General features: G+C 62.2%; 27 protein-coding genes. 15 read left to right on the top strand and 12 right to left on the bottom strand.

All coding sequences use genetic code 11. The annotated features are described in order from the left end of the window. Positions 1–63 precede the first annotated feature (63 nt). Positions 64–411, bottom strand: coding sequence for a hypothetical protein (locus D0Y96_RS12220; RefSeq protein WP_117300258.1), 348 nt, complete (start codon positions 409–411; stop codon positions 64–66). 476 nt (positions 412–887) lie between these two features. Here D0Y96_RS12220 and D0Y96_RS12215 point away from each other — a divergent pair, with 476 nt between their 5' ends. The 9 genes from D0Y96_RS12215 (at position 888) to D0Y96_RS12175 (ending at position 11,034) form a co-directional block, all read left to right on the top strand. Continuing rightward, positions 888–2,666, top strand: a complete 1,779-nt coding sequence (locus D0Y96_RS12215; RefSeq protein WP_117300256.1) for a 2-oxoacid:acceptor oxidoreductase subunit alpha — start codon at positions 888–890, stop codon at positions 2,664–2,666. A gap of 140 nt (positions 2,667–2,806) precedes the next feature. Next, complete coding sequence (locus tag D0Y96_RS12210; RefSeq protein WP_117300254.1) at positions 2,807–3,703, top strand: 2-oxoacid:ferredoxin oxidoreductase subunit beta; 897 nt, start codon at positions 2,807–2,809, stop codon at positions 3,701–3,703. Positions 3,704–3,792: 89 nt separating this feature from the next. Then, positions 3,793–4,245, top strand: a complete 453-nt coding sequence (locus D0Y96_RS12205) for a CBS domain-containing protein (protein ID WP_199480264.1) — start codon at positions 3,793–3,795, stop codon at positions 4,243–4,245. 380 nt (positions 4,246–4,625) lie between these two features. After that, positions 4,626–6,320 carry a nitrite/sulfite reductase gene (locus D0Y96_RS12200; RefSeq protein ID WP_117300252.1) on the top strand — a complete coding sequence of 565 codons (1,695 nt, stop codon included), beginning with the start codon at positions 4,626–4,628 and terminating at the stop codon, positions 6,318–6,320. A gap of 11 nt (positions 6,321–6,331) precedes the next feature. After that, a complete protein-coding gene (locus D0Y96_RS12195; RefSeq protein ID WP_117300250.1) occupies positions 6,332–6,997 on the top strand; it encodes a precorrin-2 dehydrogenase/sirohydrochlorin ferrochelatase family protein in 666 nt (221 codons plus the stop codon). Next, positions 6,994–7,776, top strand: coding sequence for a uroporphyrinogen-III C-methyltransferase (gene cobA / locus D0Y96_RS12190; RefSeq protein ID WP_117300248.1), 783 nt, complete (start codon positions 6,994–6,996; stop codon positions 7,774–7,776). The genes D0Y96_RS12195 and cobA overlap by 4 nt, the downstream gene beginning before the upstream one ends. Further along, positions 7,773–8,708, top strand: coding sequence for a sulfate adenylyltransferase subunit CysD (cysD, locus tag D0Y96_RS12185; protein WP_117300246.1), 936 nt, complete (start codon positions 7,773–7,775; stop codon positions 8,706–8,708). Before cobA ends, cysD begins: the two co-directional genes overlap by 4 nt. Then, entirely contained in the window at positions 8,708–10,348 is a 1,641-nt protein-coding gene (cysN, locus tag D0Y96_RS12180; protein WP_117300244.1) for a sulfate adenylyltransferase subunit CysN, read from the top strand. Before cysD ends, cysN begins: the two co-directional genes overlap by 1 nt. Further along, positions 10,345–11,034, top strand: coding sequence for a phosphoadenylyl-sulfate reductase (locus tag D0Y96_RS12175; RefSeq protein WP_117300242.1), 690 nt, complete (start codon positions 10,345–10,347; stop codon positions 11,032–11,034). The genes cysN and D0Y96_RS12175 overlap by 4 nt, the downstream gene beginning before the upstream one ends. Positions 11,035–11,089: 55 nt before the next feature. Here D0Y96_RS12175 and D0Y96_RS12170 read toward each other — a convergent pair whose 3' ends face one another. After that, the gene (locus D0Y96_RS12170; RefSeq protein WP_158562366.1) at positions 11,090–12,034 is read right to left on the bottom strand and encodes an FkbM family methyltransferase; all 945 of its coding nucleotides are present in this window, start codon (positions 12,032–12,034) and stop codon (positions 11,090–11,092) included. Between the two features lie 275 nt (positions 12,035–12,309). Between D0Y96_RS12170 and D0Y96_RS12165 the strand changes: the two genes are divergently transcribed. After that, positions 12,310–13,839: a YXWGXW repeat-containing protein gene (locus tag D0Y96_RS12165; RefSeq protein WP_117300239.1), complete on the top strand. Its 1,530-nt coding sequence runs from the start codon at positions 12,310–12,312 to the stop codon at positions 13,837–13,839. Positions 13,840–13,910: 71 nt separating this feature from the next. Here the strand turns inward: D0Y96_RS12165 and D0Y96_RS12160 are convergent, their stop codons facing one another. Then, the gene (locus D0Y96_RS12160) at positions 13,911–14,159 is read right to left on the bottom strand and encodes a hypothetical protein (protein WP_147325042.1); all 249 of its coding nucleotides are present in this window, start codon (positions 14,157–14,159) and stop codon (positions 13,911–13,913) included. Between the two features lie 306 nt (positions 14,160–14,465). On the opposite strand from D0Y96_RS12160, the gene D0Y96_RS12155 reads away from it, so the two are divergent. Next, positions 14,466–15,464 (top strand): isoaspartyl peptidase/L-asparaginase, encoded by a 999-nt coding sequence (locus D0Y96_RS12155; RefSeq protein ID WP_117300235.1) that lies wholly within the window; start codon positions 14,466–14,468, stop codon positions 15,462–15,464. Positions 15,465–15,618: 154 nt separating this feature from the next. Here the strand turns inward: D0Y96_RS12155 and D0Y96_RS12150 are convergent, their stop codons facing one another. From D0Y96_RS12150 to D0Y96_RS12130, 5 genes are all read right to left on the bottom strand, one after another. Next, positions 15,619–16,062, bottom strand: coding sequence for a PPC domain-containing DNA-binding protein (locus D0Y96_RS12150; protein ID WP_117300233.1), 444 nt, complete (start codon positions 16,060–16,062; stop codon positions 15,619–15,621). Positions 16,063–16,453: 391 nt separating this feature from the next. Further along, positions 16,454–16,918, bottom strand: a complete 465-nt coding sequence (locus tag D0Y96_RS12145; RefSeq protein WP_117300231.1) for an SRPBCC family protein — start codon at positions 16,916–16,918, stop codon at positions 16,454–16,456. Continuing rightward, the gene (locus D0Y96_RS12140) at positions 16,911–17,231 is read right to left on the bottom strand and encodes an ArsR/SmtB family transcription factor (protein ID WP_117300229.1); all 321 of its coding nucleotides are present in this window, start codon (positions 17,229–17,231) and stop codon (positions 16,911–16,913) included. The genes D0Y96_RS12145 and D0Y96_RS12140 overlap by 8 nt, the downstream gene beginning before the upstream one ends. Positions 17,232–17,305: 74 nt before the next feature. After that, positions 17,306–18,316 (bottom strand): alpha/beta hydrolase, encoded by a 1,011-nt coding sequence (locus D0Y96_RS12135; protein ID WP_117300228.1) that lies wholly within the window; start codon positions 18,314–18,316, stop codon positions 17,306–17,308. A 103-nt stretch (positions 18,317–18,419) separates the two neighbouring features. Beyond that, positions 18,420–19,376 carry a metalloregulator ArsR/SmtB family transcription factor gene (locus D0Y96_RS12130; protein ID WP_117300226.1) on the bottom strand — a complete coding sequence of 319 codons (957 nt, stop codon included), beginning with the start codon at positions 19,374–19,376 and terminating at the stop codon, positions 18,420–18,422. A gap of 72 nt (positions 19,377–19,448) precedes the next feature. Here D0Y96_RS12130 and ahcY point away from each other — a divergent pair, with 72 nt between their 5' ends. Then, positions 19,449–20,879, top strand: coding sequence for an adenosylhomocysteinase (gene ahcY, locus D0Y96_RS12125; RefSeq protein WP_117300224.1), 1,431 nt, complete (start codon positions 19,449–19,451; stop codon positions 20,877–20,879). Positions 20,880–20,967: 88 nt separating this feature from the next. Here ahcY and D0Y96_RS12120 read toward each other — a convergent pair whose 3' ends face one another. Next, the gene (locus D0Y96_RS12120) at positions 20,968–21,264 is read right to left on the bottom strand and encodes a hypothetical protein (protein WP_117300222.1); all 297 of its coding nucleotides are present in this window, start codon (positions 21,262–21,264) and stop codon (positions 20,968–20,970) included. Beyond that, a complete protein-coding gene (locus tag D0Y96_RS12115) occupies positions 21,248–21,547 on the bottom strand; it encodes a BrnT family toxin (protein ID WP_117301021.1) in 300 nt (99 codons plus the stop codon). The genes D0Y96_RS12120 and D0Y96_RS12115 overlap by 17 nt, the downstream gene beginning before the upstream one ends. 72 nt (positions 21,548–21,619) lie before the next feature. Here D0Y96_RS12115 and D0Y96_RS12110 point away from each other — a divergent pair, with 72 nt between their 5' ends. Further along, positions 21,620–22,231, top strand: coding sequence for a Maf family protein (locus tag D0Y96_RS12110; RefSeq protein ID WP_117300220.1), 612 nt, complete (start codon positions 21,620–21,622; stop codon positions 22,229–22,231). A 4-nt stretch (positions 22,232–22,235) separates the two neighbouring features. Here the strand turns inward: D0Y96_RS12110 and D0Y96_RS20600 are convergent, their stop codons facing one another. After that, positions 22,236–22,370, bottom strand: coding sequence for a hypothetical protein (locus tag D0Y96_RS20600; protein ID WP_286676412.1), 135 nt, complete (start codon positions 22,368–22,370; stop codon positions 22,236–22,238). 690 nt (positions 22,371–23,060) lie between these two features. Between D0Y96_RS20600 and lpxC the strand changes: the two genes are divergently transcribed. After that, positions 23,061–23,981: a UDP-3-O-acyl-N-acetylglucosamine deacetylase gene (lpxC, locus tag D0Y96_RS12105; protein ID WP_117300218.1), complete on the top strand. Its 921-nt coding sequence runs from the start codon at positions 23,061–23,063 to the stop codon at positions 23,979–23,981. A gap of 122 nt (positions 23,982–24,103) precedes the next feature. Here the strand turns inward: lpxC and D0Y96_RS12100 are convergent, their stop codons facing one another. Then, complete coding sequence (locus D0Y96_RS12100; protein WP_117300216.1) at positions 24,104–25,267, bottom strand: lactonase family protein; 1,164 nt, start codon at positions 25,265–25,267, stop codon at positions 24,104–24,106. Positions 25,268–25,389: 122 nt separating this feature from the next. Here D0Y96_RS12100 and thpR point away from each other — a divergent pair, with 122 nt between their 5' ends. Continuing rightward, on the top strand, positions 25,390–25,947 hold the full coding sequence (gene thpR, locus D0Y96_RS12095; RefSeq protein WP_117300214.1) for an RNA 2',3'-cyclic phosphodiesterase: 558 nt from the start codon (positions 25,390–25,392) through the stop codon (positions 25,945–25,947). Positions 25,948–25,954: the final 7 nt, after the last annotated feature.

The following is a 25,954-nucleotide window of genomic DNA, read 5'->3' as shown; positions in this document are numbered from 1 at the left end:
CGGCTGCATCGGTGCGGATGCAGCCGTTTTTTTTTTGCTCTGCGGCGGTCGGGAAAAACTGGTTTAGTAACGGCCGTGGCGCATGAGGTGTTCGACGCCGACCTGATATCCGCGACGGAAGCCGTGGCGATAGGCGGCGCGGTCGCGATGCGGAACGGGGGGATGGCGGAACTCATCCCGGTTTTCGACGTTCGGCGGACGATGGTTTCCCGCGTCCTTGCGGGCGCCTTCGATGCCGTCGTGGAAGCCCTGCGATTCGACTCCCTGCAGCTCCGGCGGCGGGACTGCCCAGGGTTCCTGACCATAACCGTATGCAGCCGGTGGAGCGGACCATGCGCGCGCAGCGGGAACCACGCAAAGCGCCGCAGCGAGAAACGCCGCGGCGGAGAAACCTGAGAGAAACTTTTTCATACCTTTGCCTCCGTGGGTGAAGCCGTTTTTAAGATGTGGCGGGGAGGGGAGCAGTTGCACCCAGGCACCGCGTTCCGGTTGTTTTATCAGACCGCAGGGCCGCGGGTCAGTTGCAACGCAAAAAAAGCCATCTCTCGGCGGCTGGAGCCGCACCGATGCTGCACTCTTTATGGCGCGGCCGGAGCCATGACCTTCCTGGAATGATCCGGGCTCAGAATGATCCGGACTCACCCGTTACCGACCGCAGGAAAGTCTCTGCCAGCTATCGGGCCGCGGGTGTATGCTGGTTGGCGCTCGGGATCAGACAATCGAAATCCTGTGGAGCGAATTGCTGGTAGTACGTTCGGAAGTTCGCCGGGGCATGCTCCGCGTTATCCGAAACAGCGACGAGTGACGCGCGCGGCTGCAACGGTTTGCCGCGAGCGCCCCGGCACTGATGCGGGCAGATCCGGCTAATCAGCCTGGAGATGACTCATATGAGGCAGTCCTTCGCCATCGGTATTGGAGGCGCGGCCGGCCAGGGTGTTGCCACGCCGGGCGACATCTTCGCCAAGATATTCAGCCGCCGTGGTCTTCATCTCAACGCGTACAACGCGTATCAGTCGATTATTCGCGGCGGCCATACGTTTCTGACGATCCGGACGGGTCCGGAGAAGGTCACGAATATGGGTGACCGGATCGACCTGCTGATCCCTCTGAATCAGGACACGATGGACCGGCACCTGAGCCTGCTGAGCGCGGGCGGGGCGTGCATTTATAACGCCGACACGATTAAGCCCGGTACGCCGGCGGAGGGCGTGCAGCTTTGTCCGCTGCCGGTGTCGAAGCTGGCCGATATCAGCAAGAACAAAGTGGCGCAGAACACGCTGGCGATGGGGGCGGCGCTGAGCATGATGGGCGTCGGCTTTCAGGCTCTGGAGAGCGTGCTGGCGGAGCAGTTTCGCAAAAAAGAGCAGGCGGTGATCGACGAGAATGTGAACCTCGCGCGCACCGGATACGACTATGCGACGCAGAACTTCCAGGCATTCCCGCATCCTCTGCCGATGACGGACAACCGCTATGCGGTGCTGAGCGGCAATGCGGCGCTGGCGATGGGCGGAGCGGCGGCGGGAGTGAAATTTTACTGCGCGTATCCTATGAGTCCTTCGACGGGCGTGCTGCACTGGATGGCCGAGCATGCGCGGAAGGCGAACATCATGGTCCGCCAGGTGGAAGACGAGATCGGCGTGATCAATATGGCGATCGGCGCGGCGCATGCGGGCGTGCGGGCGATGTGCGCGACCTCGGGCGGCGGCTTTGCGCTGATGAGCGAGGGGCTGGGCTTGTCGGCGATGGCGGAGATTCCGGTGGTGGTGATCGACTGCATGCGCGCGGGCCCTTCGACGGGCGTGCCGACGAAGACGGAGCAGGGCGATCTGTGGCAGATGCTGGGCGCGGCGTTCGGAGATTATCCGCGCGTGATTGCGGCGCCGCTCGATATCGGCGACTGCTTCACGCTGATTCCGGAGATCTTCAACATTGCCGAGCGCTTCCAGTGTCCGGGGATCGTGCTGTGCGATCTGTTGCTCTCGGAAGGACGGCTGAGCGTGGAGCCGCAGGCGCTGGACTTTAATCCGCCGATCGATCGCGGGGAGATGATTACCTCCGCGAACGGCAACGGCCACGGCGAGTACAAGCGCTATCTGATTACGGAGAGCGGGGTTTCGCCGCGGGCGGTTCCGGGGCTTCCGGGATACACGCATACGGTTTCGAGCGACGAGCATGCGGAAGACGGCGTGCTGATCTCAGACGAGTACACCAATACAGTCAAGCGCCGCGCGATGATGGAAAAGCGCATGCGGAAGGTGCAGGGCATCGAGGCATCGGCGCCCCCGCCGGAGCTGCAGGGACCGGCCGATGCGGATGTGACGCTGATCGGATGGGGATCGACGCAGGGCGTGATCGAAGAGGCGCGGGAGCAGCTGGCCGAGCAGGGCATCAAAGCGAATCAACTGCAGATTCGCTGGCTGGTTCCGCTGCACGGCGATGCGATTGTCGGGATTCTGAAGGGATCGCGGCGCACGATCATCGTCGAGAACAACTTCAGCGGACAGTTTGCTCGCTATCTGCGCAGCGAGACCAGCTTTCTCGCCGACGGGCATATTCGCAAGTACGACGGCGAACCCTTTATGCCGCACCACATTGCCGAGGCAGTGAAGGAACAACTTGCCGGAGAGACGACGCTTTCGATTCCGGCCCACGAAGTGATGGTGTGAGGGGGGCTGAATGAGAGAGTGTGATTCACCACACCTCCGTAGTTCACCACAGAGGACACAGAGAGCACAGAGGGAGCCCGGCACGCAGATGCGGCCTCTCGATGCAATAAGGTTCAGAAACATTTACGGGAGAACTGACGATGGCGACTGAGGTAATAGCTCCGAAACAGATCACGATGGCCGACCTGAAGGGGAAGGTCGATCCGGACTGGTGCCCGGGCTGCGGCGACTATGGCGTGCTGGCCGCGGTGCAAAAGGCGCTGGTCGATCTGCAGATTCCCAACCATGAGGTCGCGACGATCAGCGGCATCGGCTGCTCGTCGAATTTTCCGGGCTTCATCAATACGTACGGCATGCACACGCTGCACGGGCGCTCGCTGGCGGTGGCGACCGGGTTCAAGATGGCGAACCACGGCATGACGGTGCTGGTAACGGGCGGCGACGGCGATGGATTCGGCATCGGCGGCAACCATTTCACGCACACGATGCGGCGCAACGTGGATCTGCTGTATATCGTGATGGACAACCAGATTTATGGACTGACGACGGGGCAGACCTCGCCGACGAGCCGCAGGGGCATGAAGACGAAGAGCATGCCGTTCGGCAACCTCGAGTCGCCGATCAATCCGATCTCGATGGCGCTGGCAGCGGGCGCGACGTTTGTGGCGCGGGGCTTCAGCGGCGAGCAGAAGCATCTGACGGAGCTGATCAAACAGGGCATTCAGCATAAGGGCTTCTCGTTCCTCGATGTCTTCAGCCCCTGCGTGACCTATAACCACGACAATACGTATCAGTGGTTCCGGCCGCGGGTGAAGAAGCTGGAAGATGACGCTTCGTACGATGCGACGAACTGGCTCGGCGCGATGGAGCGGTCGCTCGAATGGGGCGATGAGATCCCGATCGGGAAGTTCTTCGAGCGCGATGACGTGCCGACGCTGCATGGGGCGGAGCCGGTGCTGCAGACCGGTCCTCTGGTCCACCAGGAGATGCGGGTTCCGGCGGAGGCGGCGAAGGGGTTCATTGAGGAACTGATGTAACCGGCGCCGCGGTTTTTACCGCAGCAAAGGTCGATTGGCAAAGCTCTGTGCCTGGTGCTATCGTTGCCGTCCGGAAAGCAGGTGGGCGCATGAAACTGACCGAGACCGTTGGGTCCGTTCTCCGGGAAAAGAACAATGCTGCCGTTCTTTCTGTTACGCCGGAGCAGTCTGTTTACGAAGCAGTGGAGAAGATGGCCGCCGCCGGGGTGGGAGCGCTGCTGGTGCTCTCGCGCGGGCGGCTGGTCGGCATGTTCTCCGAGCGCGATTATGCGCGCAAGATCGTGCTGATGGGGCGCTCGTCGAAGGAGACGCGTGTCAGCGAGATCATGAGCAGCCCGGTCATCTCCGTGAGCCGGCGGCATACGGTCGAAGAGTGCATGGAGATCATGACGAGCGAGCGGTGCCGTCATCTGCCGGTGCTGGAGGGCGATGAGGTGGTGGGCGTGCTCTCGATCGGCGATGTGGTGAAGTGGGTGATCTCCGGCCAGGAGAAGACGATTCAGCAGCTCGAGGAGTATATCGTGGGGAAGTATCCAGCCTGAGCGGCGCTGACGGCATAGAAAAGTGCCGCCGCCGCAGAAGAAAACTCTCAGACCATCCGGTGACAGCGCTTTGATAAGGCTTCAATTCAGCGAGGCAGTGGGAAGGTGTGGACCGGAAAGGCGTTCATTCTGCAGGGATAAGCCGCGTCTCCGGATTACGGTGCGCCCGGCAGATTCGATCTGATATCATAAACGAGATGAGTCTCTGTCCCACTCCGGTGATGGCGTGTTGTGCATGTTGTCGCACGCTGAGCCGGTTTTGTGGGTGAGTGATTAACCAGATTCAACAGACTTCCCATAAACCCGCGCTACAGCTTAACGGCTGACGCGGGTTTTCTGTTTATTGCATATTGCATCGCCATTGCCCCCGAGAGGATTTCATGACTGACATTGCCGCTCCCAAAGAGACCAAAGCGCAGAGAGCCGAACGGCTGAAGCGCGAGAAGAACCCGTGGGACGCGTTCGACGAAATTCTGGGCTTTGCCCGCGACGGACGCGCCAGCATCCCCGATACCTGGAACACGTACTTCCGCTGGTGGGGGATTTATACCCAGGGCGACGGACTGGGCGTGACGGGCGGCAAGGGCGGGGAAGGCAGGGCGACCGAATATTTCATGCTGCGGATCGGGATTCCGAACGGGATTCTGACGGCGCACCAGACGCGCGTGATTGCCGATATCACGAAGAAGTATGCCCGCAACCAGGCGGATGTGACGGTCCGGCAGAATATCCAGCTGCACTGGCTGACGATCGAGTCGCTGCCGAAGATTGTGCAGGAGCTGGACGCGATCGGGCTTTCGCCGAAGGGCGCCTGCGGCGACGTGGTGCGCAATGTGACGGGCTGCCCGCTGGCCGGGATTGCGCATGACGAGCTGATCGACGCCTCGCCGCTGACGAAGCAGGTGGCGCGCGAGCTGACGGCGAACGATGCGTTTTACAACCTGCCGCGCAAGTTCAAAATCTCGATTACCGGGTGCCCGGCGTGGTGCTCATATCCGGAGATCAACGATATCGCCCTGACGGCGGTGCGGCGCGGGGAGGAAGTGGGCTACTCGGTCCGCGTGGGAGGGGGACTCTCGAAGGAGCCGCACCTGGCGGTGAAGCTGGATGCGTTTGTGCGGCAGGATCAGGCGCTCGAAGTGGTGCGCCGCATTGCGGAGATCTTCCGCGATGAGCAGTGCCTGCGCGAGAGCCGCGACCGCGCGCGCATGAAGTATCTCTTCCTGAAAGAGGGCTGGACGGCGGAGCGCTTTCTGAGCGAGCTGGAGGGCCGGCTGGGCTACAGGCTCGATCCGGGCGTGGAAGAGAATGTTCCGGACGATGTGTACCGCGACCATGCGGGCATTCACGCGCAGAAGACGGCCGGGCTGAGCTATGTGGGCGCGAGCGTGCTGCGCGGACGCGTGACCGGCGATCAGCTGGCCGCGGTGGCCGATCTGGCGGAGCGCTACGGCAGCGGCAGTGTGCGCGCGACGGTGATGCAGAACCTGGTGTTCCTCGATATTCCGACGGCAAAGGCGGGTGAGTTTGCGCGCGAGCTGGAGCAGATCGGGCTGCATGTCGAGGGAACTCCCTTCTGGCGCGGCGGCATCGCCTGCACGGGCACGGAGTTCTGCAAGCTGGCGATTACGGAGACGAAGGGCTTTCTGCGCTGGCTGGTGGATGAGCTGGACGAGCGGCTGCCGGATTTCGACCAGCAGCTGAAGCTGCACGTGACGGGATGCCCGAACAGCTGCGGACAGCACTGGATTGCCGATATCGGGATGGAAGGCAAGAAGATCAAGCACGAAGGCAAGCTGATCGACGCCTACTACTTCTGCGTGGGCGGCGCTCTGGGTCGGCATGCGGGGATGTCGCGGCCGGTCGGTTTCCGCTCGCCGGCGCATGAGGTGCCGGATGCGATCGAGCGGCTGCTGCGCGATTATCTGGCGGTGCGGCTGCCTGGCGAGAATCTGCGGTCGTACTTTGCGCGGCACAGCAACGATGAGCTGCGCGCGACGCTGGCGGGAGAAGAGCTCGACGCGGTGGAGCGCGATCAGCCGAGCGGGCGGGTGCCGCAGGAAGTAGCCGGCTGAGAGGTAGAGGGATGGGTCTCTTTCCAGTTTTCCTGAAGCTCAGTGAGCGGCCGTGTCTGGTTGTGGGCGCGGGAAATATTGCGCAGAGCAAAATCGAAAGCCTGCTGACGGCGGGGGCGAAGGTGACGGTGGTGTCTCCGGAGGCGCTGCCGGAGGTGGCTGCACATGCCGGGGCGGGAAGGATTGTCTGGCACCGCCGCGATTATGTCTTCGGTGATCTGGCGGGCGTGTTCCTTGTGGTTGCCGCGACCGATGAGGCGGCGGTGAATCAGGCGGTCTACCGCGATGCGGTGGAGCGCGGGGTCTTATGCAATGCGGTGGACGATCCGCCGCACTGCGATTTCTATTTCCCGTCGATTGTTTCGCGGGGCGATCTGCAGATTGCGATCTCGACGGCGGGCGAGAGTCCGGCGTTTGCGCAGCAGCTGCGGCGGGAGATCGACGCGCAGCTTCCGGCGGACCTGGGTCCGTGGCTGGAGCAACTGGGCGGTCTGCGGCGCGAGGTGCTGGCCGCGCATCCGGCGGGCGAGGAGAGAAAGCAGCTTCTGCATACCCTGGCGCAGCGGCAGCTTTGCGAGGCGGAAGAGTGCCCGACGCGGAAACTGGCCAGGCAGGCGCCGGAGCTGCAGAAATCAGGACTGCAGAAACCGGGACTGCAGAAAGAGGTGCACGCATGACGACGCCTCAGCCAGGAAGAGTGTATCTGGTGGGAGCGGGTCCGGGCGATCCGGAGCTGCTGACGCTGAAGGCCGTGCGCCTGATGATGGCCGCCGATGTGGTGCTGCACGACGATCTGGTGCCGGCGGCAGTGCTGGAGCATGCGCAGGAACAGGCGCTGATCATGAATGTGGGCAAGCGCTGCGGGCACAAGAATGTCACGCAGGAGCAGATCAATGCGAAGCTGGTGGAGTTTGCGCGCAGAGGCCTCTCGGTGGTGCGGCTGAAGAGCGGCGATCCGCTGGTGTTTGGGCGCGCCGGGGAAGAGATGGACGCGCTGACGACGGCGGGCATCGAGTTCGAGATTGTGCCGGGGATTACGGCGGCGTTTGCGGCGGCCGCGGCGCTGAAGACCTCGCTGACGGACCGGCGGGCGGCTTCGAGCGTGACCTTCACCTCGGGGCATCATGCGCCGGGCTCTTCGGAGCTGCCTGCTTCGACGAACGGCGCGACGCGGGTAATTTACATGCCGGGGCGTGATCTGCACGCGATTGCGGGGCAGCTTCGCGGCGAGGGGCTGCCGGCGGATCTGCCGTGCGTGGTGATCTCGCACGCGGCGCAGCCGGACCAACAGATTCAGCGCACGACGCTGGCAGAGCTGGGACAGGTGGTTCCCGGACCGGCGCCGAACATACTGCTTGCCGGAGAGGCGCTGCGCGCGGTGAGCGATGCCGCGCTGGCCGGAACGGCGCTGCCTGCGGCGGAGAACGACGCCGCACAGACTGAGGTTTTCTTATGACGACAATGGTGTCTGCACCGGAAGAGATCACGCAGCAGAGGCTGAGCCATCTGCAGCTTCTGGAAGCGGAAAGCATACATATTCTTCGCGAGGTGGCGTCGGAGTTTCAGAAGCCGGCGATGCTTTATTCGATCGGCAAGGACTCGTCGGTGATGCTGCGGCTGGCGCAGAAGGCGTTTCATCCGGGGCCGATTCCGTTTCCTCTGCTGCATGTCGATACGGGCTTCAAGTTCCACGAGATGCTGGAATTCCGCGATCGCTATACGGCGGAGCTGGGACTGAAGCTGATTGTGTGGCGGAATGAAGACGCGATTGCAAAGGGCGCGAACCCGATCGAGCTGGGAACACAGCGGTGCTGCGGCTATCTGAAGACGCAGGCGCTGCTCGACGCGCTGCGGGCGCACGGCTTCGACGCGGCCTTTGGCGGCGCGCGGCGCGACGAGGAGAAGTCGCGCGCGAAGGAGCGGATCTATTCGTTCCGCGACAGCGCAGGGCAGTGGGACCCGAAGAACCAGCGTCCGGAACTGTGGAACCTCTTCAACGGGCGCATCGGGCCGGGCGAGAGCATCCGCGTCTTTCCGCTGTCGAACTGGACGGAGATGGACATCTGGCACTACATCCATCTCGAAAACATTCCGATTGTGCCGTTGTATTTTGCAAAGGAGCGCCGCATGCTGGTGCGCGGCGAGAGCCTGATTCCGGTGGAGCAGCCGTTTGTGAAGGGACTGCCGGGCGAGGAGCAGTGGGTGAAGTGCCGTCTGCGCTCGCTGGGGTGCAGTCCGTGCACGGGGGCGATTCGCTCGGAGGCCGACACGCTGCCGAAGATCATTGCGGAGCTGGCGGCGATGCGGAACTCCGAGCGGGCCAATCGCGTGATCGATCATGATCAGGACGGCTCGATGGAGATCAAGAAACGCGAGGGGTATTTCTGATGGCGCTGCTCGATATTCCGGTGAAGGAGACGGTGGATGCGGCGCAGATGCATGCGGAAGAGCTGCTGGCGGCGGACCGCGAAAAGGATCTGCTGCGGTTCAGCACGGCGGGCAGCGTCGATGACGGCAAGTCCACGCTGATCGGACGGCTGCTCTATGACTCGCGGAGCGTGTACGAGGACAATGTCCGCGCGGTGACGCGGGATTCGGTGATCGACTTTGCGCAGCTTACCGATGGTCTGCGGGCGGAGCGGGAGCAGGGCATCACGATCGATGTGGCGTACCGCTACTTCTCGACGGCGAAGCGCAAGTTCATCATTGCGGATACGCCGGGCCACGAGCAGTACACGCGGAACATGGCGACGGGAGCCTCGACCGCCGATGTGGCCATCGTGCTGGTGGATGCGCGCAAGGGCATTCTGGACCAGACACGCCGCCATGCGTGCATCGCCGCGCTGCTGGGGATTCCGGTGGTGGTGGCGGCGGTGAACAAGATGGACCTGGTGGAGTTTTCCGAAGAGGTCTTTCGCCGTCACAAGCAGGATCTGCTGGCGCTTGCGGCGCAGCTGGAGATTCCGCATCTGCACTGCATTCCGGTGAGCGCGCTGGACGGCGACAACGTCGTTCACCGCAGCACGCGCGCGCCATGGTATGACGGCCCGAGCCTGCTCGAATTTCTGGAGTCCGCACCGCAGGCGATGCAGCAGGCGCAGGCCGGCTTCCGGCTGCCGGTGCAGCGGGTGATTCGCCCCAACCAGGAGTTTCGCGGCTTTGCGGGACAGATCGCGGGGGGAAGCATTCGGCCGGGCGATGAGATTGTGGCGCTGCCTTCGGGGATTCGCAGCCGCGTGCGCACGATCAGCACCTTTGACGGAGATCTGGCCTCGGCGCAGGCTCCGCAGTCGGTGACGCTGACGCTGGAGACGGAAGTGGACATCAGCCGTGGCGATCTGATCGCCGCAGTGGATGCGTCTCCGCACCGCGCCAGCCGGATCGAGGCGACGGTGGTGTGGATGCACGGCACGCCGCTGCGCGCGGGCAGAACGTATCTGCTGAAGCATACGGCGCAGACGGTAAAGGCACGCGTCATCGAGATTCGCTCGCGGATCGATGTGGAGCACCTGGAGCGGCGCGGGACGGATCAGCTGGATCTGAATGCGATCGGCGAGGTGGTGATCGAGACCAGCAGGCCGCTGATCGCCGATGCGTATCGCGAGAACCGCATGACGGGCAGCTTTATCCTCATCGACCCGGTGGACAATGCGACGGCGGGCGCGGGGATGATCCGCGTGGCGCAGGAGGACGAGGCAGGCATGCTGTCGCACACCGGCGCGCTGGTGGTGGTGGGCGATCGCCGGGAGATGGCGGAGACGCTCGAAGAACGGCTGCTGGCAGCGGGCGCACTGGTAGTGAGGACGCGGGTGGCCAGCCGTGAAGCGCTGCTGCCGCTGGCGCATGCCGGAGCGATTGTGCTGGCGGAGAGTGACGCGGCGGAGGCTGTATCGCTGCGCGTCTTCGAGCATGGGCATGAGATTACGCCGGCGGAGAGCGAAGCCGGTGGTCTGGCGTCGGCCGCATCGATTGTGACGGCGCTGGCTGCGAGCGGCGTTCTCGCCGATCTGAAAGGGGATTTGCTGTGAGTACTTCGAGCATTGAGCAGGAAGTGGAAGGCCGCGCCGCCGAGGCACAGCAGTTTCTCCGTGAACAGCTTGCGGAAGCGGAGAATCCCTGCGTGACGAGCAGCTTTCAGGCGGAAGACATTGTGGTGCTGCACATGGTGCGGCAGATTCTGCCGGAGCTTCCGGTGCTGTTTCTCGAGACGGGCTATCACTTTCCCGAGACGCTGGAGTATCGCGACCGCATGGCCTCAGAGTGGGGCCTGAACCTTATCAACGTGCTGCCGGAGCTGACGGTTGCCGAGCAGGAGTCGCAGTTCGGGATTCTGAACCAGACGGCTCCGGACCGCTGCTGCGCGCTACGCAAGGTGGGTCCGCTGTTCGGGGCGCTGGCGGGTTACGGCACGTGGATCACAGGACTGCGCCGCCAGCAGTCAAAGTCGCGCGCGGAGCTGCAGACGGCGGAGGATTTTACGCTGCCGGGCGGGCAGAAGATCGTCAAGCTGAATCCGCTGACGGAGTGGACGACGCGCGATGTGTGGTATTACGCGCAGGCGCATGAGATTCCGCTGCTTCCGCTCTACGATCGCGGTTACACCAGCATCGGCTGCGCGCCGTGCACCAGCCTGCCTTCGGACCCGAACGATCCGCGCTCGGGGCGCTGGGGCGGCCACAAACTGGAGTGCGGCATTCACATCCAGGCGTCGTAAGGACCGACTGGCTTCGTAAGAGCGGTCTGCTTCGGTGTGCCCGCCGGGCAACAGGTCAGGCGGCGAGGCGGCTCCGGACGAAGTCTCCCATCTCGGGCGGAACGGCGAGAAGCTCTCCCGCTGTTGCATAGTGGAGGGGCTTCAGGTGATAGCTGCAGCCACTGCGTCCAGTGACCTCGGCGAAAACGGCATCCTCCCAGAAAAGGCTTCGGAAGTCCTCTTCCGAGCCAAAGCCGGCTCTGGCCCGATCACATATCTCCATCAGAATGGGCGGCCGGTCGCGACGAATCGTATCCGCCAGTCCGTGCAGCACCAGCGGCTCGAAGCCTTCGACATCCATTTTGATGAGATCGACGGGGGGAAGGCCCATCTCGGAGCAGAGATGGTCTCCGTTCCGGACGCGGATTTCGACGGGCTCGGTATAGGTGCCGATCTCTTCGGGAAGGAACGTGCCGGAGCCGGAGTTGGCTCCGCCGCCCGGCCAGTAACGCTGCGTGCTGTCTTCTTCGCCGAGCGCGCAGGGGATCAGCAGAACATTCGTCAGGGCGTTGAGCCGGAGCTTCTCGCAGATTCGTTCCTGCAGTGGCGCAAAGGGCTCAAAGGCGATGACCTGATCGGCACAGCCGGCCATGAAGAGTGTGTGGTGGCCCAGGTTGGCGCCGATGTCGTAAAAGCAGAGCCGCTTCTTTTTTCCGCGCAGGTCGGTGGCGAGCTCCTTCAGCAGAGTCAGCTCGGCCGAGGCATGACATCCGTAGGCGAAGACGCGCCAGTCGATGAGCTGGGACAAGTCGCCGGGATAGCGCATGCCGAAGAAGTCGACTTCGAAGGGATAACTTTGTCCGGAGTCGGGATCCCAGATCTTTCGCAGCATCCAGTCCTGACCGCGGGGTATCCAGGTCTGTTTGCCGATGAGGCGGAAGAGCTGAAGCCTGAGAGGAACGGATGAGGACAGTACACCGCTGCGGGCGAAAACCTGAGGGGATGCGACCAGAGACTTCATCTTTGTCTCCTGAATGCAGGTTTTGATATGGGATTCAGTCACGCTTCGGCGGACACACCATTTCTGAGCGGTAAAAAGAACGGGGAATAGTACCGGGATTCGCGCTGTGGAACAGGACGGTACTCCCCGCATATCTGAAGAGGCAATATCAGATTTGTTAATTTCTATTCATCCGGTTACTCTGAAAGCCGTTAAATGCAAAAGCAGCAGATATTTCCGGCTGTCTCAGGCAGAATGGACACCGGATTCTGCATCTCATTTCGCCGGAGAGTTCTATGAGAAAGACAGCAATTTCCGGTTGTGCGCAGGCGATAGCGCTGGCGCTTGTTCTGGGCGCGACAGGCTGCCACGGCAGCAGTAACGCGCAGGGTGCGCAACAGGCTCAGCCGGATTCGAGCGATCCTGCTGCGGCCAACCTGGCTCCGGCGAGCAATACAACCCCGGCGGACAATACAGCCGATACGGCCGATACAGCAGCCGATACATCGCAAAACCCACCGGCGCCGCCGGCGGATCAGCCTGCGGCGTCGACGGCAGCGCAGCCGGCTCCGGCCGCCGCGTCAGCGCCTGAAGAGGCCAGCTCGCAGCCGGCCTATAACGAGAGCCCGGCTCCGGTAAGCGCTGCGCCGGCGAGTTACTCTTCCGACGGCGGACAGTACGAGGACGATTCCGATGAGCAGGAAGTTTACGCTCAGGAGGCTCCGCCTCCGCTGCCGCAGTATGAGCAGCCGGAGTGCCCGGGGCCCGACTACATGTGGACGCCGGGCTACTGGTACTGGGCGCCGACGGGCTATTACTGGGTTCCGGGAAGCTGGGTGCTCTCGCCGTATGTGGGCGCACTATGGACGCCGGGCTACTGGGGGTTTGTGGGCAGCCGCTACCTGTGGCATCACGGCTACTGGGGGGCGCACATCGGCTTTTATGGCGGGGTGAATTACGGCTTCGGCTATGGCGGCGTGGGATATGAGGGCGGTTACTGGAACCGCGGCTCCTTCTTCTACAACCGCTCGATCACACGCGTGAATGTGACGATTGTGAAGAATGTCTATGTTCACAACGTGACGGTGATCAACAACACCCGCGTGAGCTACAACGGCGGACGCGGCGGGCTGAATTACCGGGCGACTCCGCAGCAGATAGCGGCGGGACGGGAGCGGCATTTTGGGGCGATTCCCGCGCAGAGAGAGGTCGTCCACACGGCGATGCAGAACCGGGCGCAGTTTGCGAACGTGAATCATGGACGGCCGCAGACCTTTGCCGAGACCCGGCCAATCAATGGAGGCAGGACGGCACCGGCGGCGCGGGCGAGCGATTTTCATCCTCAGCCGGTGAACCGCGCGCAGCCTGGAGCACGGCCGCAGCCTGGAAATCGTCCACAGCCCGGGGCACGGCCACAGCCCGGGAACAGACCTGAGCCTGGGGCTCGCCCTCAGCCGGGCCGGCCGGTTACGCCGGCGAGACCGGAGACGAGGCCGCAACCGGTGCAGAGACCGGAGGCCAGACCGGCTCCGCATGTCCAGCCGAATCGTCCGGCAAATGTGCAGCGGCCGCAGAATACGGCTCGCCCGGTTCCGCAGCAGAGACCGGCACCGGCGGCACGGCCGGAGACGCGTCCTCAGCCGAGGCCCGAGGCACGGCCGGTACAGCCGCGTCCGCAGGCGACTCCCCGACCGGAGGCGAGACCGCAGCAGCAATCTCGTCCTGCGCCGCAGGCGCGTCCGCAGCAGCGTCCTGAGGCGAGGCCACAGCAGCCGCGTCCACAGCCAAGGTCCGAGGCTCCGCATGAGGAGCACGGAGGGCACTAAAAATACAATGCAGGTGGAACAGAGGGCGGAAGCGAGAGGCTTCCGCCTTTTTCTTTTGCGCTTTGGCGGACTCAGGCGGCGCGGTGGCGGATGACGGTGCGGTCGAGGAGCTGACGCAGACTGAAGGCGCGTTCGAGCTGGCCCCGGATCAGAAGGCGCTGACGGCGGCGGTGATCGGGATGGAGGAGCCTCGAAAGGGCGCGCTCATCGTAAGCGGCACCGGCCTCGAGACGGCGGATGGTGTCTTCGAGGGTGAGCCGAAAGCGGCTGCTGACGTGGATGGGCTCGGCGGGCGAAGTTTTCTGAAGATCGTGGCTCATGGTCTCTGCACTTCTTTCCGATGATGAGGGATACAGCCCACTTTGCGCGAGATTACGGCTCCGGATTACGGGGCTCCGGGAGCGAAGTACGCCGGTGACCGCGGAAGAGAGTTCTTTTGTGGGAGTGTGGCTCAAAACTGGTCAATTCAGCATGCGGAGCACCAGGCCATGCGACGGCCTGGTTGCGGGGTGCTTAGCGGAAAAGGGCGTCTGTGAGGCTGTTTCTTCCGGACAATATGCGTATGAGGCAGAGGCTGGATGGGTGGAAATCTGCCTCGTATAATCGAGCGTTCTGCGTGAATCGTTATGACGACGAAACGTTCTCCCATTCTTCTGGTGCACGGCGGCGCGTGGGCCATTCCCGATGATATGCAGGAGGCGCACGAGCAGGGCGTCTTCAATGCGCTGCAGGATGGCTACCGGCTGCTCGAAAAGGGCGGCTCGGCGGTGGATGCGGTGGAGGCGGCGGTGAGCTCGCTTGAAGACGATCCGACCTTCGACGCGGGACGCGGGAGTTTTCTGACGCGCGACGGGCGGGTGCAGCTGGACGCGCTGCTGATGGATGGAGCGGCGATGCGCGCGGGCGGCGTGGCGTGCGTGGAGCGGATCCGGAACCCGATCCAGGCGGCGCGGCTGGTGATGGACGAGAGTCCGCATGTGTACTTTGTCGCTCAGGGAGCGGAGGCCTTTGCCGAGGCGCATGGAATGACGCTGATCGAGAATGCGGAGCTGGTGCTGGAGCGCGAGCGCGAGCGGCTGGCCGAGGCGCAGGCGAAGGAGCGCGCGGGATTGCCGGACCTGACCTTTGCCGGAGATGACAAATCGCCGGAGACGGCGGTGCCGTATGATCCGCAATCCGGTCCGAAGTTCGATTCGCACGATACGGTGGGCGCGGTGGCGCTCGATGAGCAGGGACGGATCGCGGCAGGCACCTCGACGGGGGGGACGCTGAACAAGGACCCGGGGCGCGTGGGGGATTCGTCACTGATCGGCTGCGGCTGCTATGCGGACAATGCCAGCGCGGCGGTCTCGCTGACAGGGTGGGGCGAGCCGATGATGAAGCTGGTGCTGGGCAAGTGGGCGACAGACCGGGTGCAGATGGGGCACGCGCCGGAGCAGGTGGCTCCGGATGCGATTGCGTATCTGTACAAGCGGCTGGGCGGGCATGGCGGAATCATTCTGCTGGCTCCCGATGGGCGGTATGGGATTGCGCACAATACGCCGCGGATGGCGTGGGGTGTATGCACGGCGGATGGACCGCGGACGGGGCTGGTGGTGCGGGAGGGACAGGCGTCCGAAGACTGAGGACTGGCCGTCCAGGCGTACGCGGCTTCGCCGCCGGGGGGGATCACTGAAAACGTAAAGCATTTCCCTGCGGAATGGCAGAATGTCCAGATCGTGACGGCGCGTCAGTTTCTGAACAGGATGGCATAGCGAGAGTCTGACTGGTCAGACCGGATCAGTCTTCGATCCGGATGAGCGCGAGACCGGATTCCGGGTCGTGCTGTTTGCGCAGATGAGCCGGGGTTTCGGTAAGGACCAGCTCGAGCGTCGGCCAGACATGCGCTTCAAGCAGATGGCCGCCGTGGGCGGTGCCGTCGCGTTTGCCGACGACGATGTGCGCATGGACCTGCGGTTTGCCGTCGGGGGTGAGCGCGATATCGCCGATGAGGGACAGGAGCTCGACCTGTTCTTTTAAATCGGCAGAGGTTTCGTACTTTTTAGTTTCGCGATTGAACCAGCCGACTTTTACTCCGGAGAGCGCGCCGACCGCCTTGAAGCTGCTTCCCGCAAGGTGATGCTCTTCGGCAAACTTTTTCAGCGTGGAAGCGACCTCGTCGCCGGCGTCGAAGACAAGAATCCAGGTCTGAGTTTTTTCTTCTGCGATCAGACGGCTTTTCATGCGGCGCTCCTCAGTGAGTGAGATGCGGCGCGGACTGATTTGCGAGAGGCCACAGCGGCTTTCTTCGATCCTGCATCTCACCGTGGGTATGCCTGATTCGGCATGGAACGAGAGATTGCATATCGAAGAAGGAGAAGATTTTTATGAGTGATGCAAAGAAATGTGCAAACCCGACCTGCAGTTGTATTCCCACGGATAAATCGAAGTTCTGCAGCCCTCACTGTGAAGCGACCAAAGGCACGGTGGAGATCGCATGCCAGTGCGGTCACCCATCCTGCCAGGGTGAGGCGCTGAGGGCATAGCCGCAACTCTGCTTCAGAGAATGCCGGGGGACGGTGGTGGTTTCACCGTCCCGTCAGCTCCAGTCACCGTCCCCCCCAGCTCCAGGTGGTTAGTGCGCAGCGGCTGCGAGGACTTCGGAGATGCGCGTGGCCACCTTTCCGCGCCATCCCTGGCCCATCACTTTGTAGGCGTAGCTCTCCGGATCGAAGCCGGCATGTTCGAGATGCAGTTGCGTGCCGCCGTTTGCTGCGGGTGTGAGCGTCCAGGTGACGATGGTGTCGAGCTCGTGGCCGTACCCTTCCAGCTTTTTTGCTCCGCCCTGCCACCGATAGACGAGACGCTGCTGCAGGGCGACTTCGAGGATTTCGCAATAGACGGTGCCGTCCCAGCCGGGAACGGCCGGCGCATGAAAGTTGAACTGGTGGCCGACTTCTGCGTGGATGTTGTTGGGCATGAGCCATGCCGCGAGCAGATCGGGCTCAGTGAGCGCGCGCCAGACCTTTGCGGGCGGGTCGGGCAGCTCGTAGTCGACGACAATAGACGCTTTCTCGTTTACGGGAGTGCTCTCATTCATCCTTCATCTCCTTGAGAACGGCTTTCAGGCGCGGCATGCGCTCGTGCCAGAAGGCCTGGTGATATTCGAGCCACCGGATCATGGGCTTTAATCCGGCCGGATCGGCGCGGTAGTGGACGTGCCTGCCGGCGCGCCGCTCGGAGGCAAGACCGGCCCGCCGCAGAATGGCCAGATGCTGCGAGATGGCAGGCTGCGATACGGGGAAGCGGCCTTTGATCTCCGAGACGGTCATCTCCTGACGCGCGATGCAATCGTAAATGGCGACGCGTGTGGGATCTGCCAGTGTGCGAAAGATCTCGGCGGCGGGAAGCATGGGATAAATATATAAGCAAATACTTATATGTTCAAGAGGAAAATCCTGCGGATATGAATAAGGGCGAAGGAAGGTTATTTCGAGATCATTCCGATCGTTCTCAGCCACGTCTCAACAAGACGAGGCCAGCCTGTGATGGGAAACTTCGTCTGACGAAGGCCGAAGGCGTGGCCGCCATGCGCATACAGGTGCATCTCCGCGGCAACGCCAGCCCGCTCGAGAGCGATGTAATACGACAGCGAATCGTACACGCTGTCCTCGTGGTCGTCTTCGGCCTGCAGCAGAAATGTGGGCGGTGTCTGTCGGGTGATGTGGAGATCGGGATTCAGCGCAAGTTCTGCATCCGTGATGGACGGATGCCCGGGACGAGGAAGCGTAAACTTTTTCGCGCCCTGCCTGGCATCCCACCTTGCCGCGGACAGGGAGAGATGGCCCGGATAAATGGCTACTGCGAAATCCGGACGGCAGCTTTGCTGGTCGGCAGCGTCGACGGGCGCATATAAACGCTTGTCAAAGTGGTTGCTGATGGCCGCCACCAGGTGACCCCCTGCCGAAAACCCGAGCACTCCGATCCTGTGCGGGTCGATGTGCCACTCTGCCGCGTGGAGACGCACCAGACCGATCGTCCTCTGCGCATCTTCGAGGGCCATTGGCGATTCGGGGTAAGGTCCTGACTTCGGATAGGGCCCTGTATCGGTCACGCGGTATTTGAGCAGCACACAGGCGATGCCCCGAGCGGTCAGCCAGTCACAGACTTCCGTACCTTCGAGATCCATGGCCAGAATCTGATAGCCGCCGCCGGGAAAGACGATGACGGCGGCGCCGGTGTTTCCGCTTTTCGGCGAATAGAGGGTCATGGTGGGCTGCGTGACGTTGCTCACGCCCACTACCTGCCTGCCGGCTACAAGAAACGATTTGCCCGACGGCTCCATCATCTCCGGCCCTTTGACAGGTTGTGGATCGGGAGCCGCTCCGGGCCAGATCGGGATTTGCGTGTGTCCCGGCGATGGCTGCCAGACAGTTGTTTGCGCGTATAACCCGCCGGATGCAAAGACGGCACAGAGAGCAAAGATCAGAGGTTTCATTTCGGCTCCCACAGCTTAGCTGTAACCCGTCGCGGCCGGGATTGTCAGAGAGGTGACATTTCGAGCCGGGCAACGATTTTGCGCAGGAGAAAGAAGGGATGGCCTAGAGCGAAACGGGCGGGGCTTTCTTACCGGCGGCGAGCAGTGTCTGGAAGTAGGGGGCTTCGGCTTCGCGGTGGACGATGGAGGTCTGTATGTCGCGGAAGCCGGAGGCTTCGAGGGCGGCTCTGAGCTCGACTTCGCTGAAGCCGAGCCACTGGTCGGCATAGAGCTCGCGGGCTTCTTCGAATTTATGTTTCACCAGATCGAGCACGAGGATGCGGCCATCGGGTTTGAGAATGCGGAAGGCTTCGGCGAGGGCGCGGCCGGGATGCAGCGCGTGGTGCAGGGACTGGCTGAAGAAGGAGACGTCGACGGAGGCGTCGGCGATGGGCACATCTTCGAGATCGCCGAGGCGGTACTCGAGGTTTGCTACGCCCTCGCGTGCGGCCTGCTTTGTGCCGTACTCGACCATTTTGCGGGAGCTGTCGATGGCGATGACCTGCTGCGCGCGCTGTGCGAGCAGCAGCGAGAAGGCTCCTTCTCCCGCGCCAAGGTCGGCGATGATGAGCGGCGGCATGAGCTGCAGCAGAGCCTCGGCGACACCCTTCCAGGATTTTCCCGGCATGTAGGTGCGGCCGAAGCGCCCGGCCATTTCATCGAAGAAGCTGCGCATGCGGTCCTGGCGCTTTTCGAGGATGAGCCTGAGAGCGGCCTGATCGTGGCGGGCTTCGGGGATCTCGCCGGCGGCCTGATGAAGAAGCTGGGTGAGGACGGCAGAGCCATTTGTTTCAGAGCCGTTCTCGCGCTTCAGGCTGTAGAGGTTGTTTTTGCCGGTGCGACGGTCGGCGACGAGTCCAGCCTGGCGGAGCTGCGAGAGGTGCATGGAGATGGTGCTTTGGCCGGTCGAGAGGATCTCCTGCAACTCCGCTACCGACAGCTCCTCGCGCTCGAGCAGGAGGAGGGCGCGCAGGCGGAGGGGGTCGGCGAGAACGCGCAGAATTTTGACAATCGAGGCCATCGGGTGTGATATGAATATATATCAACATATCGTGATGAGACGATATGAGATTTCAGGATGAGGTTTTGACCGATGGCAACTGCAACGCTCGAACGCACCGCTGCCGACTACAAGGTAGCTGACATGTCGCTGGCCGACTGGGGCCGCAAAGAGATTTCGATTGCCGAGCATGAGATGCCCGGCCTGATGTCGATCCGCCGCAAATATGCCGCCGAGAAGCCGCTGGCTGGCGTGCGCGTGACCGGATCGCTGCACATGACGATTCAGACCGCCGTGCTGATCGAGACGCTGGTCGATCTCGGAGCCGACGTGCGCTGGGCGAGCTGCAACATTTTCTCGACGCAGGACCACGCCGCTGCCGCCATTGCCGCCGCCGGGGTACCGGTTTTCGCATGGAAGGGCGAGACGCTCGAAGAGTACTGGGACTGCACCTACAAGGCGCTGACCCATGCCGGCAACAAAGGTCCGCAGCTGGTGGTGGACGATGGCGGCGATGTGACGCTGCTGATCCACAAGGGCTATGAGCTGGAAGAGGGCGATGGATGGGTCAACACGCCTTCGTCGAACCACGAAGAGCAGGTGATCAAGGACCTGCTGAAGAAAGTGCATGCCGAAGATCCGCAGCACTGGCACAACGTGGCGAAGGAGTGGCGCGGGGTTTCCGAGGAGACCACGACGGGCGTACACCGGCTCTATAAGATGAAGGAGCAGGGCAAGCTGCTGATTCCGGCGATCAACGTGAACGATTCGGTAACCAAGTCGAAGTTCGACAATCTATATGGCTGCCGCGAATCGCTGGCGGACGGCATCAAGCGCGCGACCGACGTGATGGTTGCGGGCAAAGTCGCCGTCATCTGCGGCTATGGCGACGTGGGCAAGGGCTCGGCGCACTCGCTGCGCGGCATGGGCGCACGCGTGATCGTGACGGAGATCGATCCGATCAACGCGCTGCAGGCGGCGATGGAAGGCTTTGAAGTCACGACCCTTGAAGATACGCTGGGCCGCGGCGACATCTACGTGACCTGCACCGGCAACCTGGACATCATCACCTTCGAGCACATGAAGGCGATGAAGGATCAGGCGATCGTCTGCAATATCGGCCACTTCGACAACGAGATTCAGATGGATCTGCTGAACGAGGCGAAGGATGTGAAGAAGCTCAACATCAAGCCGCAGGTGGATCAGTACACCTTCCCGACCGGCAACAGCATTTTTGTGCTGGCGGAAGGGCGGCTGGTGAACCTGGGCTGCGCGACGGGACACCCGAGCTTCGTGATGAGCAACAGCTTTGCGAACCAGACGCTGGCGCAGATCGATCTGTGGGCGAACAAGGACACGTACAAGGTCGATGTCTACACGCTGCCGAAGAAGCTGGACGAGGAAGTGGCGCGGCTGCACCTCGAAAAGATCGGCGTGAAGCTGACGACGCTGACCCCGAAGCAGGCTGAGTATCTGGGCGTGGCACAGGAAGGCCCGTACAAGCCGGATCACTACCGGTACTAAGCAGGGATCAGGGATTAGCCATCAGGGATTAGCGATTAGAAATGCTGAAGAGCCTGGCGATGAGCCTGGCTCTTTGGTTTTCTGCGGGTTATGCCGACCGCAGCCGGGTTTCGGCGATGATCTCCGCAATGATTTTGTCGGCGACGCCATGTTTGCGCAGGCTTTCCGCCAGCGCCTGTGTCTGCGGGTTTTCCAGCCTGGCCAGATCTTTTCTCAGGCCCTGTCCAATGTAGGCGCGGATCAGCGGCTGATAACCGGAAAAGCCCAGCGCGGGCGCAATCTCTTTCAGATCGTCGACCACATCCTCGGGAATGCGGATGCTGATGGTGCTCATGGGACGGTCCTTGCGGAGCCGCTGCTGAATCCTTTCACTCGCCTTCTTCATACGCTTTCCTTTCATGGGATGTGGCCTGCCGGGCAGAGATGATGCGGATGGAATCTTCTTCCCGCAACAGATGAACAACGAAAAGCAGGCTCCAGTCCTCGGCCAGTCCCAGAGCAGCAGCACGCTTTTCTCCGGAATCGTCGGCCTCCGTGAGGCGGACGAAGGGATCGAAGAAGATCTCACAGGCCGTCTGGCATGAAATGCCATGCTTCAACAGATTGGTTGCCGCTTTCTCTGCGTTCCAGATGAAGTGCTGTCCCTGATAAAGAAAGCGAATTTCCATTTCAGCCAACGTATATACATTGTATATATCCACGTCAAATCATTTAACGATCGATTTGAAATAATTCTCCTTATGCTCGTTCTTGCCTCCGCATCGCCGCGCCGCAGGGAGCTGCTGGCGCAGATTGGTCTCAATTTCCGGGTTCTGCCGTCTTCCATTCCGGAGGATGTTCGCTCCGGTGAATCGCCTGTTGCTTATGTGACGCGCGTGGCGCGGGAGAAGGCACGGGCGGTGTATACGGCGCAGTCTGAGGGCGATGCCGAGGAAGATGCGCTGCTGGTGCTGGGGGCGGATACGGCGGTGGTGGCGCCGAACGGAGAGATTCTGGGCAAGCCTGCCGATGAGGCCGATGCGGCACGGATGCTGCGGCTGCTCTCCGGAGCGACGCATGAGGTGGTGACCGGGGTCTGTCTGTTGTCGGATGTTGCGGAAGAGATTGCCGCCGAGGTGACGTATGTGACGGTGAACACGCTCTCGGATGCAGAGATTGCCGCGTACATCGCCACGGGCGAGCCGAATGACAAGGCGGGAGCCTATGGGATTCAGGGATATGCGGCGCGGTGGATTCCGCGGATTCACGGCTGCTACTTCAATGTGATGGGACTGCCGCTGGCTTTAGTGGTGAATATGCTGGAAGGAATGCAGGCACGCATGGGCCTGCAGCGCAGGCTGGTGGCGCGCTGAGCGTTTACTGGCTTTCGGATTTGCGCGCGCCGATGGGATCGACCTCGGAGGGCGGCACCTCATGCGGCGATGCGGCAACCAGGCCAAAGATGATAAGGATCGACACGGCGAGCAGAGCCAACTCTACAAGCTTCAACATTGCATCCTCTCTCCGCACTCATCGTAATTTTCGAAGAGTGCCGTTCGGGACAGTTCTTAGACGTGCAAACCGAATGGTTCGTGCATTTCTTCCGGCGCCCACACCTTTATTGGATGCCGGAGCGGAGTTTTTACGGCGGGCCTGATTTCCACTGTCATGCCATGACAGCGCTTACCGAATCGAACCCAGGTTTATGGCCGGAGTCGCGCTCTCTTCAGCCGTTGTGGCGTATCTTGTCAGGTTCTGCATGCGTGCGGCAGATACCAATTGGATCGTTATTCAGCAGGAAAAGGTTCCAATATTTCCGTCACACGTGCACGTGCTTTCGTCCCGGATGCGTGCCGAAGAGGATCTGAAGGCTCTTCTTCGAGAGGTTCCTTCGAGGTGTCTGCTCCCCTGAACGCGGCTGCACACTCTGGTAGTGCAGGGAAGAGGACGGCCGTATCAAAATGTGACACAGGAAACCGGAACGCTGTGGCACGGAAGGGCAAAGCCGAATGCTTTCCGGATTCGCATCCCACGATATGATATGGAATCGCAGGATTTTATAACTAGTTGATTATAAGAGACATGCGGAAAGGGTATCCGGGCGGTTACTGTGCCGGTTCGGGCATGAACTGTGGCAAATATACAACAGTAAAACTTTTCTCTTTCAAGAGTAGTCTATGCCCTGAGACGAGGAAATACTGATTGGCTGACGTACTGCATCTGGAACAGACTGTTTCGACCGAAATTGAATTTACAGGAGTGGGGCTTCACAGCGGCGCACCGGTTCGCATGCGGCTGTTGCCTGCGCCTGCCGGTTCGGGGATTGTCTTCCGGCGTTCCGATCTGGACAACTTCGAGATACCCGCGACGGGCCGCAATGTGGCCAAGGTGAGCTATGCCACGAGCCTGATGCGGCAGGGAGTGCTGATCTCGACGACCGAGCACCTGCTTTCGGCACTGATCGGGATGGGCGTGGACAATGTGGTGGTCGAGCTGGACAACCTGGAGCTGCCGATTCTGGATGGGAGCGCCTTGCCCTATGTGCAGGCCTTTCGGCGCATGGGCCTGAAGACGCAGCGGCGGCGGCGCGAGTATCTGCGGGTGCGCAAGGCGGTCGAAGTGCGGGAGGGCGACAAGTTCATCGGCCTTTATCCGGGTGAGGGGTATTCGATCTCGTATAAGATCGATTTTCCGGCGCCGATCGGCGCACAGGGCTTTGTAACGGACCTGGCGGCGCGGCGGTACGACCGGGAGATTGCTCCAGCGCGGACCTTCGGCTTTAAGGAAGACGAGCAGAAGCTGCGCGATATGGGGCTGATCCGCGGTGTGTCGGAGGAGAGTGCAATCATTCTTACCCGCGACGGCGTGCAGAACGGCGCGCTGCGCTTCAGCGACGAGTTTGTACGGCACAAGGTGCTGGACCTGATCGGCGATCTGGCGCTGGCCGGGCACCACATTCTGGGGCATGTGGTGGCAGAGCGAGCGGGGCATGCGATGCACACGGCGCTGGTGTCGCGGCTGCTGAAGGACCGCTCGGCGTGGGAGCTGGTCACGCTGGGGCATGAAAAGCAGAAGAAGGCGCGGGCAGTTGCGGCGGCTGACCCGCGGCTGGTTCCGGCGTAGAACACTTTTACCGGGTGGCAATCCATTGCTGTGCCTGGAGGGATACGAGAAAGGCGGGGGCAAGAGCCTCCGCCTTTTTTCTTCCGGATCAGGAATGGACGCGAAGCGGGTGCGGCGCAGCCTCAGGCAAAGACGAGGCACTGCGGACGAGAGAGCGGGAAGCTCTTTCCGCTGCCGGCGAGTGTGCCTGCCTTTTCGTCGCGGGCGAAGACGGCGATGTTGTCCGATTCCTGATTGGCTGCGAGCAGCCACTTCTCCGAGGGGTCGAGCGCAATGTGGCGCGGCACCTTGCCGCCGCAGGTGGTGCGTCCGAGCACGGTGAGAAGCCCTGTTTTGCGGTTGACGGAGAAGCTGGTGATGACGTCGGCGAAGCGGCTGGCGGCATAGGCGAAGGCGCCGTCGCGGGTGATGACCACTTCCGATCCGGCGCCGGCGGGACCGCTGTAATCGTCGGAGACGAGTTTGACTTTCTGGAGCGATTTGAGGGTGCCGGCCTGGGCGTTCCAGACGAGCGCTTCGACTTCGTTCGAGAGCTCGTGCACGCAGTAAGCCCAGCGGCCGCCCGGGTGAAAGCGCAGGGCGCGCGGGCCGGAGCCGGGTGTGGCGTTCCACTGCGCCGGGGTATTGGGGGTGAGGCGGGCGCTGGTCTGATTGAGATGGTAGATGTGGATGCAGTCGAGGCCGAGGTCGTTCACGAGCAGAAAGCGATTATCGGGCGAGGGCGTGGTGCGGTGCGCGTGGGGCGCCTCCTGCCGCTGCGGGTTCGGCCCGTGACCGGTGTACTGGAAGTGCGAGACGGCCTGGCTGAGCTGGCCGTCGGGGTAGACGTAGAAGGACGAGGCGCTGCCTCCGGTGTAGTTGGCGCAGAAGACGGAGCGGCCTTCGTGATCGGTGGAGACGTGGCAGGTGCCGGGGCCAAGAGCGGTGATCTGGTTGAGCGGCTTCAGCTTTGCGGTGGCGAGGTCGATGGCGAAGCTGCTGACGGCTCCGCTGCGCTGGCCTTCGAACTGATTGAGCTCGTTGGCGGCGTAGAGAAATTTGCGCGCGGGATCGATGGCGAGGAAGGTCGGATTATTCGATTCGGCGGCGAGGCCGGCGAGAACGGGCTCGCCCTGCGCGGCGTTCCAGTGATATGCGTAGATGCCTTTGCTGGTGCCGGAGGTCTGGGTGCCGGCGAAGAGGATGGTGCGCTTCGGTTCAGCGGCAGCGTTCTTCCAGGGAAAACAGGCAGCGACGGGGACGGCGAGCGCTCCCCGTATGAAGTCACGCCGGCGAATGATTGGCATAGGGCAACATCATCGCTCAATCGATGATGCGATGCCAAATTCGCTTCCCCAAATTCGTTCATGGATTTGAGGCAGGTTGTGCGCGGCCGGGAAGAGATGCGCATCGTATGCTGTGAATCACGATGCGGCTGTTTCTCGGTATCGCTATTCCGGAGGAGATCGCGGGAGAGCTGCTGCGGCTGGTCGAGAGGCTGGCTCCGGTGGCGCGTGATCTGCGCTGGTCGGCACCGGCCACATGGCATATCACGCTGCAGTTTCTGGGCAGAACAGAAGAAGCGCAGTATGCGTGCGTGACGGAACGGCTGCGGGGAGTGCAGGCGGCACCGGTGCCGGTGGCGATGGATGGCACAGGATTCTTCGACCGGGCAGGAGTGTTTTTTGCCGGGGTTGTAGTGACGGCCGAGCTGCTGGCGCTGCAGCAGCGGATTACGGCTGAGACGCAGCACTGCGGATTTTTGCCGGAGGGCCGAGCGTATGCACCGCATATCACGCTGGCGCGCAGCCGCGGCAGAAGCGGCGCGGGACCACTGGCTCCGCTGAAGACGGCGATGCGCGGAAGGGCGAAGGCAGTCTTCGGGGGATTCACGGCAAATGAGTTTCTGCTGTATGAGTCGCTGCCGCTGCCGGAGGGATCGCGCTATGAGATTCGCGAGCGCTTTGCGCTGACCGGGGATGGGTGACCGGGGA

The sequence above is a fragment of the Paracidobacterium acidisoli genome (assembly GCF_003428625.2).
Taxonomy (GTDB): domain Bacteria; phylum Acidobacteriota; class Terriglobia; order Terriglobales; family Acidobacteriaceae; genus Paracidobacterium; species Paracidobacterium acidisoli.
Note: the sequence above shows the minus strand (reverse complement) of the source record. Positions and strands in the feature narration are given on the sequence as shown.